This is a genomic window from Actinotignum schaalii, assembly GCF_028864145.1.
Classification (GTDB): Bacteria; Actinomycetota; Actinomycetes; order Actinomycetales; family Actinomycetaceae; genus Actinotignum; species Actinotignum schaalii_B.
This window is the reverse complement of sequence record NZ_JARBHJ010000003.1, coordinates 70,166-84,420: the sequence shown is the minus strand read 5'-3', so window position 1 is coordinate 84,420 and position 14,255 is coordinate 70,166. Positions and strand designations below refer to the sequence as shown.

Sequence of the window (14,255 nt, the reverse complement as noted above, 5' to 3'; positions counted from 1 at the left end):
ATCACCACCAGGCTTGGTCCCCGGATCACCACCAGGCTTGGTCCCCGGATCACCACCAGGCTTGGTCCCCGGATCACCACCAGGCTTGGTCCCCGGATCACCACCAGGCTTGGTCCCCGGATCACCACCAGGCTTCGTTGTTATTTTCTCCCATTGGCCAGTGAGAGTAATGTCACCCGTAACTGAAGTGGAGAAATCATAAGGCTGACCGTCCTTAAACCAGCCAATGAACTTGTATCCATCCCGAACAGGAGGTGCGATATTTTCGGCCTGTTTGCCATGAAGTACCTGCCGGTTACCATCCGGTGTTACCCCATCGTCATAACGGTAAGTAACGTTGTATAGAATCTGATCCCACTCCGCAGTCAAAGTAATATCAGATTTAACCGGGGTAGCGAAATCATATTGATGACCATTGAGATACCACGCGATGAAGGCATGACCTTCCTTAATCGGATTCTCAGGTTCTTGTGCGGGAGATCCAGCTTTAACCTGCTGGGAAGGAATGACGTTTCCGCCACGAGTATCGAAAGCAACCGTGTACTTAGCGACGGCAGCCCACTGTCCATACACAGTTGTGTCAGCCGTAATCGGGGTGGTGAAATCGAAAGGCTGTGTGAAGCTTTCATCTTTGAACCATCCCTTGAAAACGTGATCCTTTTCTTCCGTGTTAACGGTCGGGAAACCCGGCTGGGAAACCACAGTATTACGACTTACCTTAACTGAAGATTCGGCCTTGGTAGAACCATCGGGAAGGAGCTGCTTGAAATTCACAACAGGCTTCGGAACAACCCGAACCTTTACGGTATCTTCCGCATAGGAACGAAGGCCCATCTCATTGTCCTGCCAAATCCAATCAGCAAAAGGACCTGCTTGTAACGTGAGCTGGTACTCGCCCGGGGTGGACGTATCCACACTACCGGAAGCTACGCGATACATAGGCGCATCGTTTCCGCTAAGAATGGTGGTCCACTGATAATCAGGGTTCTCTTTAGTACCCGAATTCTTCAAATAGCTATACGAATCAACGAGTTTCTTTAGGTTAGTCTGGGCTTTATCGACCTCTTCCTGTTTCCGTTGAGGTCCCGTATAGAAGTCACTACCCTCCTCAATCTCGTATACGGTATCGATAGCATTGAACTTGACCAGATTTTGCTTTTCTCCCCACAGACCAATATTGAAATTCTGCGTGGAGCCATCCGGATAGATATAGTGCGCTTTCTCGATGGGAAGGCCTGGTGTCGAATCATAAATGGCCACCAGATGCGGAGAATAATTGAACTTCTCGAAAATCTGGAGGTACCTCATATGCGTCGCGGCATCATAACCGGTCAGATAATGCTTGTTGGGCTGGTCCGCTACGGAATAGGCTGCAAGTTCCTCACGAGTCATTGAGAAACCGATTTCACCATTAGCATCAGTGGTGAAGAATTTCCCTTTATTTCCGTCGATAATCTCGCTATTGCGTTCGAACCAGAGATTCAACCCGGAAACGGGTTCTTTCGTCTCATCATCGACGTATTTCAGCTTGAATTCATACGGCGTACGCTGATCAGCGGGGAATGCCACATTTGATTCGGTCGGGGTATTCCCGTACTTAGTATCCCGACCGAGGACATTCGCTGACGAATGGGAGCGCTCCAGGTGGCGCTTCGGAACGACTGTTACCGTTCCTGTAGCTTTGGTGGTCTTCCCTCCACTATCAGTGAGGGAGAATTCGACGGTGTAATCCCGAACCTCGTTATACACGGAATACTTAGGTTTATCTTTACCTTCCGTGAACCCACTCTTATTCGTAACGACAACGTCATCACTTCCGAGCTGAGAATCTTCTGCGTCCCCGGCTTTCACGATCATGCGTTTCAGATCGAAGGGATATGTGCTCGCGATTGTGACGTTTTGTATTTCCAGGGTCGGAGCGGTGTTATCCGGCGCAGCCCAAGCCGTGCCGAGCGTAGCGCCGGTAACCATAATTCCGGAAACCAAGCCCGCGGCGATGGTGCGAAGCCGATTCACCCCCTGTCCAATTTTTTCTTCCCGTAGTTTCATCTGCAATCCTTTCAACAGCGCCACCGAGGGCACACTTCGACGCGCACATTCTTGACACTGTGACTTGATATTTTGCACCAGCTATAGTGACAAGATGACAATACCGAAGTTCTTACTGTATTTGTTTAGAGTCATTTGATTTCGAGGAATACGAGAGCACTCAACGCTGCCCTTGCGGAATAAACAGCCCTCTGACCTTGGCAAATGCGAGGTTGTTTCATTTTAGTGATCTTCGAGCTACTAACCAAGAAAATGTTTCTCAGCTTTATCTTTAAGCGATGCAACAAAGGACCCCGATGTGTCGTCACCGTAAGTAGCGACGCATCGGGGTCCATTTAATCTTTAAAGGTGAAAATACAGGGGATCTCACCCTTTCTATCGGCGCACAGCCGGGGTATCCGTTCCGTTACCATCCCAGTCCCCGAGGAAGACCGCATCAGCGTGGCGCCCATAGGCAAGAGTTGCTTCAGCATCTCCTCCGGTGAGCTGGTTGCTAATGTGGAAGGTATTTCCGCGGCGCACCGCGAAAGTATCCTTCCCATCCCCGTCGAAGTCCCCGGCGAAGACCTGGTCATCGGCGCGTCCGTAGGAGAAGACCTGCTCAGCATTCCCACCGACCAGCGAGTTCTGGACATAGAAGGTGTTCCCGCGGCGCACCGCGAAAGTATCCTTCCCATCCCCATCGAAATCACCCACGAGGACTTCGTCGCCGGCGCGTCCGTAGGAGAAGACCTGCTCAGCATTCCCACCGACCAGCGAGTTCTGGACATAGAAGGTATTCCCGCGGCGCACCGCGAAAGTATCCTTCCCATCCCCATCGAAATCACCCACGAGGACTTCGTCGCCGGCGCGTCCGTAGGAGAAGACCTGCTCAGCATTCCCACCGACCAGCGAGTTCTGGACATAGAAGGTATTCCCACGGCGCACCGCGAAAGTATCCTTCCCATCCCCATCGAAATCACCCACGTAGACCTCGTCGCCGGCGCGCCCGTAGGAGAAGACCGCGGAGGCAACTGTCGCCGTCCAGTTATTGGAGACGAAGAAGGTATTACCGTGCGAGGCCGGGGGAGTGGCCGGCTTACTCGGTTCCTCGCTGGGTTCCGGTTCCTCGCTCGGAGTCGGGTCCGGCGTAGGAGTCGGCTGCGGATTTTCGCTGGGCTCAGGCGCCGGCGGTTCTTCCGTCGGCTCCGTGCTCGGCGTGGGTTCGGGGGCCGGCGTAGTCGGCGCGACCGAGGGTGTCGGCACCGGGCCTGGCGTGGTCGGATCGACCGTAGGTTCCACGCTCGGAGTCGGTGCAGGAGCCGGAGTTGTCGGCTCAACGCTCGGGCTCGGCGCGGGCGCGGTAGGTTCCGGCTTCTCGCTCGGAGTCGGGTCCGGCGTGGGAGTCGGCTGCGGCGTCGTGCATTCCTTGACGCAGAAGGGCGCCGTCACGAAGGTTTCTTCGCTGGCACTGCGGGTGAAGCCGGGAAGGGTGTCACCGGTCGGCTCAGTTGTTCCGCCGCCGGTACCTTTGACGACCCGCAACTCGAAGACATAGCGCCCCGGGGCGGCCGCGGTGCGCGTCGTCGCCGAAGCAGATTCGAGGTAGGTACCGTCCCAGGCGAAGCGCCCCAGATCGGTACGCCCCACACCGTCCTCACTATGCACCATGTTATTTTCCGAAACCGGGGCGCCCTTCGAGCCATCCTCGTTCGCGTGGAAGACCCGGATCTCCAGCTTCTGCACCGGGGAATCGATATGGTATTCCACCACCGGAACCGCGCCGTTGGCGTAGTCCATGGCGTAGGCGAACAGTTCGGAATTGGGAGCATTGGAGTACTGCGCACCCTTATCCAGGCACTCACCCTTGTAGATGGTGGCCGGGTTGGGGCAAGCAATGAGCTTCGTCAGCGAGGGCGGATCGTAGGCGAGCAGATTCGCCAGATCCGGGCGCCTCTGAGCGATATCCGGCCGAATATCCTTGACCTTCCACGTGGTGTGGAGGAATTGCAAGGCGTTTTCGTAATCGCCCTTGAGACCCGCGAAGGGCACCTGGTAGGTGGAATTATCATCGCCGTGGGCCACCACATACCCGCCGTAGATCGTACCCTCGGGCACGTTCGTCGGATCGGTGACGGACACCTGTACCTGGGCGTCTGCCCCGGGCTGCACCGTTACCTGCGCGGGGCTAATCGCCACCTGCGCATCGGTCCCGTTGTAGCTGGTGAAACGATCATGCGGCCCGCTGGTGGCGCGCACGTGGGTATCCGCCGTGAAGGTGTAGGTGACGGGCGCTGCCGCGGCGTTGTGCACGGTGAGCGTCGTCGTTTCCTGCACGTCAGAATCGCCCAGGGAAATCTTGGCGGGCGTGAAAGCGGTGGGGCTCCCACCACCATTCGTACCCGGTTCCGTGACCGCGGTCAGGGCCGCGGGAAGGTTGACGAGGCCAGCACCCTGGCGGTGCGTGGCGAGCTTCGGGGAATCCGCGCTGCCGTCCACCGTCACCAGATCAGCGGTGTTCTGCAAAGCCGCGCGCACCTGCGCCGGCGTGAGCTTCGGGTTAGCTTGGAGGAGCAGAGCCACGCTCCCGGCCACGTGCGGGGCCGCCATCGAGGTACCTGAAATCGTCTTCCACGAGGGCGTCACCTCGTCATCGACCGGCCACGCAGAATAGATATTGCCACCCGGGGCGACCACATCGGGCTTGAGCTGGAGATCCGCGGCCAGGCCCCAGGAGGAAAAATCGGAAATCTTCCCGCCGGTGGGGGAGGCGGCCACTCGCTTCGCGTCCGTCCATTCGAGGCTGGCGTTTCCGGCAGCTACGGCCTCTTCGAAGCGCTCGCCCTGTTCTTGGGTGACCGCGATGACCGGAATGGTCACGGCCGGGCTTCCGGCGATGGTTGCGTTGAGGCTCCCGGGTTGGTTGTTGTAGATAATGACCGCGGCGGCGCCGTCGTCCTGCGCGGCGCGCGCCTTCTGGTAGAAGGTCGAGGTTCCGCGCGAGACCAGCACTGCTTTCCCGGTAAACGGTGTTCCAGGCAGATCAACGGCGCCGGTTTTTTGCCCTTCGGGATAGGCGACGACGTCGAGCCTACCCGCAGTGGGTACCGCCGGTGATTCCGTTACATTATCGAATCCCTCGGCCGCGCCGTTGAACATAACAACCGGGCGTAGTACGTGGGTATTGTCCACCGAACCCACCGCGATAACCGAGGGGCCCACCGCCGGAGCACTACCGGAGAAAATGCCCTTCGCACCGGAATTACCCTGCGAAGCCGTCACGACCACGCCGGCGGCAACGAGATTTTCCGATGCCACCGCGGTGGGGTAGTTGGGCCAGGTGGCGAAAGCCGCGCCGATAGACATATTGACAACGTCCATCTTGTCGCGCTGAGCGCGTTCGAGAGCGGAAAGAATGACTTCGGAGCTGGTGGAACCCGTGCACCCGAACACTCGGTAAGCACCGATCACAGCATCGGGAGCCACGCCCTTGAACTTGCTTTCCGGGTCATTACCTGCGGCGATACCGGCAACATGCGAACCGTGCCCGCCGCCGGCTCCACAATCATCGGGAAGAGCATCCGGGTGGGGGACCGGCTGGAAATTCGGGTCACTGCGATCGGTATTAAAGGAATCGCCCACGAAATCGTAGCCGGTCACGATCTTGTCATTGGGGAAAGCGCGCTCGCCCTTGACACCATTCCCACCAAAGGCCGGGTGATCAATGGCCACGCCGGAATCGATAATTCCCACGCGCACGCCTTTGCCGGTGACTCCAAATTCTTCATTGGCCACGCTCGCGCCAGTCATCTCCCGCGCAGAATACATATCGGGAGTTTCGCCGGGGCGGTTTATTTCCGCATTCGAGTCCACCTCGGCGGGCCGTTCCACCGTGAGGACCGGGTAAACACCGATGACATTAGCGTCGTTAACGTAGCGCGCGAGTTCCACCGAATCAGCTTCGACGGTCACGCCATTCCACACGTGCTGGTAGGAGGTGTCTACCTCGCCACCGTCATCTTCGACCGTCTGAGTGAATTCCCGCTGTTCACCCGCGATGCGGGCGGAGGAACCACCGCGAATAAGAGGTTCGCTCTTTAGCTCAATAAACCATTTCCCGGTGAAATTCGGATCACTTTCCGCCGCGGCGACCGTAGCACGGATGTCGAGGGGCGCGTGCCCATCCGACTCCGTGGCCACGGCGGTTGCGGGAGCGAGAGCACCGCCCATGAGTGCGGCACACGCACAGGTGACGCCCAATCGGCGCCAGCGTGGTTGCTCAGCCATACATTTCCTTCCTGATAACTGACCGCAGGCCCGAGCGTAGAGATATGTACCCAGGTCAACGGCATGCCAGCAATTTTGCCGAATATCTTAAATAATCAAAATTGATAGTCCAGAGTGTGAACGACCGGCAGGGCAGGGAATGAGAGCAGGGGACGGGTGCGGCTCAACATACGCTTCGCGCGGCGCCGCCTGAGCCTATTTTGACATAATGTACATTATCGGCAAGTAGCGTTAGGCTACCAAAGTTCCGTCCAGCCCCTCTTTAAGGCGTCAAGGCGCCCATTTCCGGGACGTAACCACCGGGGCCCGCGGCGTCGTCGTTAATATGGAAACAGAGAAACGTAACGCGAGCAGGCATGCTCGCGAGGAAGGACAGCACGATGGCTGAACGTTCGTTGCGCGGTATGCGCATCGGAGCGAATTCGCTCGAAACTGATGACAATGTGGTTTTTGTGGATCGCCAGCAGGTGAAATACCGCTGCAAGAACGGCCACGAATTTGGCGTCGCGATGGCGGTGGACGCTGAAGTTCCCACCGCGTGGACCTGCCGCTGCGGCGTGGAAGCTGAACTCATCGAGGGCGAAGGCGTGGACGACCGCAAGCCGCCCAAGCCGGTGCGCACCCACTGGGATATGCTCCTGGAACGCCGTAACGAAGATGAGCTCAAGGTGCTGCTGGAGGAACGCCTCGAGCTGCTACGCGAAGGCAAGCTGCGACTGCGGCGCAATCGCTAATCGCGCTCAGTTTCGCGGCCGGCGCAGCTGAGTGACCACGCGTTTCGCGAGATTGCCCAGCCGCCTCCCCCGCCGTGTGACGCCCATCACTGTGGTGCGCTTGAGGGATTCGGTGAAGACCGAGCCGGAGAGCTTCGACTCCCCCGCCTCACGCTCTGAAAAAGTGATGGGCATTTCAACGATATGGCCCCCGCAACGTGCCACGTGATCCGTCATATCGGTCTGGAAGAAATAGCCGCGCGCTTCCACGGTATCCAGGTTGAGGCGCTCGAGGATATCCGTGCGGTAGACGCGGTAGCCCGCGGTGGCGTCGCGCACCGGCAGCCCAAGCATCCCTTGAATATAGAGGTTCCCCAGGCGCGAAAGCGCCTCGCGGGGCTTGGACCAGCCGTCAATTTTCCCACCCCGCACGTAGCGCGAACCGATCACCAGATCCGGCGCATCTGACATCGCGGCGCGTTCGAGCAGCAAGGGCAGCTGTTCGGGATGATGCGAACCATCGGCATCCATTTCCACCACGTGGCTGTAGCCGCGCTCCATGGCCCAGCCGAAAGCCGCAATATAGGCGCGCCCGAGCCCGTCTTTTTCGGTGCGGTGCAGCACGTGGATGTGCTCATCGCGCCCGGCCAGCTCATCTGCGATCTTCCCGGTACCGTCCGGTGAATTATCATCAACCACGAGGATATCCGCCTCGGGTACGGCCCGCCGGGCCCGCTCGATAATCCGCGGAAGATTCTCCGCCTCGTTGTACGTGGGAATCGTGATGAGAACGTGCACGACTAACCTTTCTTCCAGCGCAGCCTTGCGTACCCTACCCATGCTATACCTCCAACCGCGCCAGCCGCAGCCAGAAGTCCGTCCCGGTAGTACGGGTAGAAACTCGCCGCAGGAGTCAGACCATCGTGAAGGGCCACGGTCGTGGTATGTGCAGCTTGCGTCCACGGTTCGGTGCGTTCACGTACCGCACCATTTGTTTCGACGACGCCGGAAATTCCCACGGTGGAAACCTGGAGCGCAATGCGCTGGTATTCCACCGCCCGGAAACGAACCATATCGAATTGCTGGGCTGATTCGGCGCTATCGCCGAATGACGCATTATTAGTGGCCACCACGTAGAGTTGGGCGCCCTGGCGGATCGCCTCAGATCCCACATCGCCCAGCGCCACTTCGAAACAAATAGGGGTGGCCAGGCGCACGGTGGTACTCTTCGCGCCCGTGGTGCCGTTTTTGCCGCCGGGGCTGCTCTCCCTCAGCGCGCGCTCCCCCACCGGGATGTCAAGAACCGCAGGTTTCGTACCGGCCCGCATATCAACAGATACCAGATCAACCGCGGAACTAAACTTCCGGAAGAAATCCCGGTAGGGCATATATTCCCCGAAAGGAACCGGGTGCTGTTTGCTATATACAGCGCTTACCTCGCCCCCGGTCTCGGTGGGGAGATAGACAACAAGGTCATTGGTGCGGCTGATCGCCTTCCCGGTGGTGTCGCGCTCATAGGATTGGGTGCCCAGGAGCAGCGGGACGCCCAGGTAGGTGGAGGTTTCGCTGACCAGGGCGCGGGCGCGCGGATATTCGCGAATATCGTGATCGGAGGCGGATTCCGGCCACACCACCAGGTCCACCTCTTCCGGGTTAATCGCGCGGGTGGCGGTGCTGAGGTTTTCGGTGACCGTCAAGGCTTGATCGCGGCCCTCGGGAAGGCTGCCCGCCCGCGGGACAATCCCCTGTACGTAACCCAGGCGCAGCGTGCCGGCGGGTGCTGCGGTGGGAAGAGGAAGTGCCCAAGGTAGGGCGAAGATCAGCGCGCCACTGAGCGCCAGACCGGCCCCGACGAAGAGCCGCCCGCTGCGCACCCGCATCAGGGCCAGGCTGAGGGCCGCCCCGCAGATGACCACCGCTGCGGAGACCAGCATGGTGGAACCCCAGGGAGCCAGCCGCACCAGCGGGCTATCTACCTGGGAAAAGGCAAGGGTTCCCCAGGCGATACCGCCGAAGGGCCACAGGGATCGGGCGAGTTCCGCACCGGCCCACACCAGGGCTACCGCGGGGATGAAGAGAAGCGGGCAGCGGGTCCAGCGTGCTCGGCACATCGCGCTCCACGTGGCTACCACCACCCCGGTAAACAGTGCTTGCGACAAGGCGAGGGCGAGTTGGGGGATGAGATCCCCGGATGCTTCTCCGGCCCAGGAAAAATGCAAGGAGAAAAATATGCATCCGGCAAGGAGTCCGTATCCGAAGCCGGCGCTTGTGCGGCAGGATGCAGCGACGAGGAGAAGGAGGGCGATGCTTACCGGCGCGAGTATGCCGTAGCTCAGGGGCGGGAAGGCTGCGAAAAGCCCGAGGCCTCCTAGGACCGCGCCGCACAGCCGTAAGAGAACACCGCTCACATGAGCTCCGATCGCCGCATGAGGTCACGGGCTTGGCGCGCGATATCGCTCAGCCAGGTGCCCTCAGTTGCTACCGTGACCTGCCCGAGCACATCAATAATGCGGCGAGCTGCGGAAATGAAGTCCCCGGCGGTCATCCGGGCGGATTCCAAGCAGGCTTCCAGACCCACTCCCCCGGCCCAGGCCGCGAACACGTCCGCGCAGCCCGGGCTGAGATCCGGGGTGCGGGTAATCCCATGCTGATATTCCAGGGATTGCAGGTACTGTACCTCGGCACGAGCGACCCGCGCCGCATCACAGAGTCGGGTATCACGCGGTAAGGCAGTCCCCAAGCGCTCATCAGCCAAAAACATGGATACCCATCCGGCTAGGGCCGGCGCGCCCAAGCTACCTTCGGGGAGCTGCGCCAAACACTGGTACATGAGTAGATCGGCTTCGGTGTGCAGTTCGCGTAATTGCGCGGCGCCCGGGCCCATGCGGATGGCGTCATTATCACCCTGGAGCACCCCGACCTCGCGCAAGACGGCAGCCGTGGCATCAAATTCCCGCCCGGCCGAATCGGTGAAGGCCGCGATACGCTGATCGAGTTCCTCGATGCGGTGGTGCAGCGAGACCCAGGTTTGGGCCTCATCAAGGTGTGCGTACAGATGCGGGCAGGAAGCAACCGGGTGCGCGGCGACTTTGGGATCGCGCGGGGTGGCGAAACGCGCCCAGGATGCTAGCAGATCCCGGTCGATTCCCAGATCAGCCCGGCCGCACACCAGGTCGAGGATATCTTCGGCGATCTGCTCGCGCACCACCGCCTTTTTAGTGGACATTCCGAAAGGCACCGTGACCGGGCCAATTTCGCGCATCTCCGAGGCGAGGGAATCTTCATACAGCCAAGCCAGGTCCCCGAACCAATCGATCACCCGCACGCGGTCCGGGGCGGCAGAGAGCACCAAGGCGTAAACGAGATCGGTGCCCATCGCGTAAGCGTACACGTAGCCCTGGCGCACAGCCGCGAAACTCTTTGCGATGCGCTCCCGATAGCGCCGTTTCGCGGCTTTACGTTCGGCTTTTGCGGCCCGCCCGGCATTCCCGCGCAGGCGCAGGTAGTCAAGCAGATCACCGCGCGAGCAACTCAAGCGGGTTTCTTCGGTGTCCACCCGGCGTTGAATCCGGGCGCGCCGCGCCGCCAGGCCGCCCAGCTCGGCATTGCGTTGGAATTGCGCGAAGGAGCGGCCCATCAGATCGCGCGCTGCCGCGTAGCTCATGCGAGCCAGTAGATTCGTCACGGTGTTATAGGAGGGCTGGAAAGCGGATATCAAGGGCTCCACCCGCCCCGAAGCCAGATCCGCCAGATACTCCGGATCGGTTTCCGCATCAGCGAGGACCACCCCGTAGCCCACGGTATCGCGCCCGCGCCGCCCGGCCCGCCCGATGAGCTGGGTGTATTCGGTGGCGCTCAGATCCACAAAACCATGCCCGTCCCAGCGCTGGAGCTCCTCGAGGACCACCGTGCGCACCGGCATATCAATACCGAGAGCCAGGGTACCGGTCGCGTAGACGATACTGAGAAGCCCGCGTTCCATCAAGCGTTCAGTTAGCTCTTTGATAGCGGGGAAAACCCCGGCGTGATGGGCACCGTAGCCGCGTTCCAGTGCCGCAGCTGCCCGCTCAAAATGCACGGCCCGCCGATCCGATTCCGTGAGTGTTTCACGCAGGGCCGCGATTTCTTGTTTAATCTCCGCACGCTGGGCGCGGGTGGTAAGAACTTCGTTATGGCGCAGCAAAGCTTCAACCGCTTTATCGCAGCCTTTGCGGGAAAAAATGAATTCGATAGCCGGGAGCATGCCCCGTTCGCCTAGCTTGTCGATAATGGCACGGCGTTCGCGATCCGAGACCCGTTTTTTGCGTTCCCCGCTGCGCCGGCCCAGCGCATTGACGAGGGCCGGGTCCGGCTCCAGAGTATCTGCGCGGTAAAGCGGGAAGAGTTTGCGGCCCACGTTGACGTATTGCGCGAGGGGGACGGGTCGTTTCTTTGATACCACGACGTCCGTTGGCCCGCGCACGGAGCGCATCCACGCTGCGAGTTCCTCAGTATTGGCCACCGTGGCGGAAAGCGCCGCCAAACGCACATGCTCAGGAAGCGACAAAATCGTTTCTTCCCATACCGGCCCGCGGTCGGGATCAGCCAAAAAATGCACTTCGTCCAGAACCGCGTAGCCCACGTCAAGGATATCCGGGGATTCGTGCAGCAGCATATTGCGCAGCACTTCGGTGGTCACCACCAGAATCTGCGCCTCGCGATTAATACTCTGGTCCCCGGTGAGCAGCCCCACCTGCTCCTCGCCAATCTCTCGCGCCAGTTCGGCGTATTTTTGGTTGGAGAGCGCTTTTATTGGTGCGGTATAGATACATTTTTTCGACGACGCTAACGCCAGATACACCGCGTAGTGGGCCACCACCGTTTTCCCCGAACCGGTGGGCGCGCATACCAGCACATCATGGCCGCGCCCCAGAGCCGCGCAGGCCTCCAGCTGGAAATCATCGAGGTGGATCCCGCGGCTAGCGTAGCTTTCCCGATAGTCCTCAAGTAGCAGATCCGTCATCGCTCCCCCTCCGGTGTGCTTTCCAGCGTATATTCACGGATGGCCGGCGTAGCGGCGTCGTCGCCCTCATTCGCGCGCAAGCGCGCGCAATAATCTGCCACCGCGCGCGCAACTTCCGATGGTTCTAGGGCGACCACATCGTCAATTTGCACGAGCAGTGAGACGAGCCAGGGAAGGGAGCGGGCCCGGACCTCAATGGTGAGCAGCTCCTCGCCCCGCGCGTTTGGGGCGCCGAGCATGTTCACCTCACCACACGCATTCGCGATGCAGGGCTCTTCATTCGCATCGCGCACCCGCGCTCCGGGCAGGGTTTCCGCCACCCAACGTGAGGCTCCAGTGACGATAATACGCACGTCCGTGCCGTTCGGCTCCCAGGTATCTTCCCCGCGGGTGCGCTGCGTTTTCTCTTTTTTCTCCACCTCGGCGAGGACCCGGCGAGCGGCCGCGCGTTCCGATCTGCTGAGCTTCGCACCGGGGCGGGCCGCGGTTATGCGATCCAGGCGGAAATGGCGCAGGCCGTGCTCGGTGAGGGCGCGCAGCAGCGGGGCATCGCCGGCCAGGATAACGAGGGGAATAACGTGTTCGCGCCCGGCGCGCGCGTGCGGAAGCGGGTCGCTGAGCGCACGTTCGTAGCTAAAGTCGAGGTAGAAGCCGCCTTGGAGTGCGGCCTGCACGGCCTTCATCGTGGCTGCGTCTGCGGCCGGACGGGAGGGCGGCCAGAGCGCACCTTCATATCCGGCTTCCCGCACCGCCTCCCCCAGCGCGGCGCGAGTGGCGGTGAGGGTTGTAGCAGCTGGCCCGGGTGCGCTGACATCCCGGGCAGCATCGAGCAGCGCAGCTACCACCATCGCATCGTCCAGAGTGAAGGGAATAACCGGATCATCCGTCATGGAGCGCAGGTAGACGCGGCTCTCCGGCCCTGCCGCGGTATTCGCCTGCGCCATGTTTTCCGGCAGCTCCGCGCTACCCGAGCGGCCCGCCGTATCCGCCTGTGCCGCACTCCCCGCGCAAGCACCACGCTCGGGCAACTCCAATTCGAAGGGGACATCGAAATCGGCGGTTTCGGCCAGGTTGGCATCCCAAAGGTAGTCGAGGGTGCGCTTCCAGGAGGGGAATTGGAAATGTGCGGTGAGCTCGGCCAAGGTGGCGCCCTGGGGGCGTTCGTGCAGGTAGAGCAGCATGCCGAGGGTGGTGACGATATCGGCACTCATCGAGTTTCGCCCTCCCCCGGCCCGGCAGCTTCGCCCAGGTTAATGAGATTGTTTACGCGGCGGTCCCATTCTTCGCGCAGCTCGCCGGGTGCGGCCAGGCGCACATCCACCCCGTAAAAAGCCAGATATTCGAAAATACGATTAAGGCCTACGGTGGAGAATCGGTAGGCCGTCCAGCCCGCGGGGGCCGGTACGTGCGCGGGGGCCGAATCATCCGCTACAGCCGGCGCATCCGCACGCCTCAGTTTCTCCCCGCGGGAGGCAAGGGCAGCCGCGGCGCCGTCGCGAATATGCAGAATAATGTCCACGTCAAAATGCTCCCCGCTTACCTCCCCGCGGGGGAACTCGCACCGTTCACCCACGCTGAGAGTTCCCGAGATCACGCGACTGAGGCGGAAAGTTCGCTCATCCCAGGGGCCGAAATCCTTGCGGCCGCTCTCCCGCGAGCGTGCCAAGCCGGACACATAGAACATTCCGTAGTGTTCGGCGAAGTTCCACGGCTCCACCTCATAATGTTTGACAAGGTCAGCACCCCGACGGTAATCGAAACTGACCCGGCGCCGGTACTGCAAGGCGCGCGCAACCACCCGCGCTGCTGCACCGCCCGGAATCCGGACCCGCAGGTGGGTGGGGGCTGCGGCGTCGCCGCTTTCCGGAGGCGCGCCCGCAAGAAGTTTCGCCACCCCCAAACGCGCCGATTCGCCTTGGGGATCGCCGGCCTCGATACTGGAGCGCAAGCTGTGGAGCACCCCGGCCCCAATCCCGGTGACCCGCGCGAGCACCGGCGCAGCGGAATCGTATGAATAACGCCACTGGTCGTCAAAAATAATGGGATATCCGGCTTCGCGCAGCGCGTCAATATCACGTTGGAAAGTGCGCAGATCAATTCCCGCTTCGGCGTAGGCCGGAATGCGCTCCATGAGTTCCGCCGCGGTGAGGAAACTGCCGCGACGAATCGTGTGGAGGAGCGCAAGCTGCCGTTCGCGATGCCGGCGTGTCTCTTTCTGCTTCACG

8 protein-coding genes are annotated in these 14,255 nt (G+C 60.8%); 1 reads left to right on the top strand and 7 read right to left on the bottom strand.

The features are described 5' to 3' along the window. Together PWJ82_RS01420 and PWJ82_RS01415 are read right to left on the bottom strand one after the other, a co-directional pair. Positions 1-2,049 (bottom strand): InlB B-repeat-containing protein (locus tag PWJ82_RS01420; RefSeq protein ID WP_274734981.1); only part of this gene is annotated, 2,049 nt, incomplete at its 3' end. 375 nt (positions 2,050-2,424) lie between these two features. After that, positions 2,425-6,315: a S8 family serine peptidase gene (locus PWJ82_RS01415; RefSeq protein WP_274734979.1), complete on the bottom strand. Its 3,891-nt coding sequence runs from the start codon at positions 6,313-6,315 to the stop codon at positions 2,425-2,427. 380 nt (positions 6,316-6,695) lie between these two features. On the opposite strand from PWJ82_RS01415, the gene PWJ82_RS01410 reads away from it, so the two are divergent. After that, positions 6,696-7,049: an RNA polymerase-binding protein RbpA gene (locus PWJ82_RS01410; protein WP_016442806.1), complete on the top strand. Its 354-nt coding sequence runs from the start codon at positions 6,696-6,698 to the stop codon at positions 7,047-7,049. A gap of 6 nt (positions 7,050-7,055) precedes the next feature. On the opposite strand, the gene PWJ82_RS01405 is transcribed toward PWJ82_RS01410, so the two are convergent. The 5 genes from PWJ82_RS01405 to PWJ82_RS01385 are packed head-to-tail and all read right to left on the bottom strand — an operon-like array spanning position 7,056 to position 14,254. Beyond that, positions 7,056-7,868: a polyprenol monophosphomannose synthase gene (locus PWJ82_RS01405; RefSeq protein WP_284894890.1), complete on the bottom strand. Its 813-nt coding sequence runs from the start codon at positions 7,866-7,868 to the stop codon at positions 7,056-7,058. Continuing rightward, positions 7,829-9,436, bottom strand: a complete 1,608-nt coding sequence (lnt, locus tag PWJ82_RS01400) for an apolipoprotein N-acyltransferase (RefSeq protein WP_274734975.1) — start codon at positions 9,434-9,436, stop codon at positions 7,829-7,831. Before lnt ends, PWJ82_RS01405 begins: the two co-directional genes overlap by 40 nt. Next, on the bottom strand, positions 9,433-12,030 hold the full coding sequence (locus tag PWJ82_RS01395; RefSeq protein ID WP_274734974.1) for a DEAD/DEAH box helicase: 2,598 nt from the start codon (positions 12,028-12,030) through the stop codon (positions 9,433-9,435). The genes lnt and PWJ82_RS01395 overlap by 4 nt, the downstream gene beginning before the upstream one ends. Continuing rightward, positions 12,027-13,241 (bottom strand): WYL domain-containing protein, encoded by a 1,215-nt coding sequence (locus PWJ82_RS01390; RefSeq protein WP_274734973.1) that lies wholly within the window; start codon positions 13,239-13,241, stop codon positions 12,027-12,029. The genes PWJ82_RS01395 and PWJ82_RS01390 overlap by 4 nt, the downstream gene beginning before the upstream one ends. Further along, positions 13,238-14,254, bottom strand: coding sequence for a helix-turn-helix transcriptional regulator (locus PWJ82_RS01385; RefSeq protein ID WP_274734972.1), 1,017 nt, complete (start codon positions 14,252-14,254; stop codon positions 13,238-13,240). Before PWJ82_RS01385 ends, PWJ82_RS01390 begins: the two co-directional genes overlap by 4 nt. Position 14,255: the final 1 nt, after the last annotated feature.

Excerpts from the sequence above, each read along its gene's own strand:
- PWJ82_RS01415 (WP_274734979.1), bottom strand. The coding sequence starts at position 6,315 with ATGGCTGAGCAACCACGCTGGCGCCGATTGGGCGTCACCTGTGCGTGT.
- PWJ82_RS01410 (WP_016442806.1), top strand. The coding sequence starts at position 6,696 with ATGGCTGAACGTTCGTTGCGCGGTATGCGCATCGGAGCGAATTCGCTC.
- PWJ82_RS01405 (WP_284894890.1), bottom strand. The coding sequence starts at position 7,868 with ATGGGTAGGGTACGCAAGGCTGCGCTGGAAGAAAGGTTAGTCGTGCAC.
- PWJ82_RS01395 (WP_274734974.1), bottom strand. The coding sequence starts at position 12,030 with ATGACGGATCTGCTACTTGAGGACTATCGGGAAAGCTACGCTAGCCGC.
- PWJ82_RS01390 (WP_274734973.1), bottom strand. The coding sequence starts at position 13,241 with ATGAGTGCCGATATCGTCACCACCCTCGGCATGCTGCTCTACCTGCAC.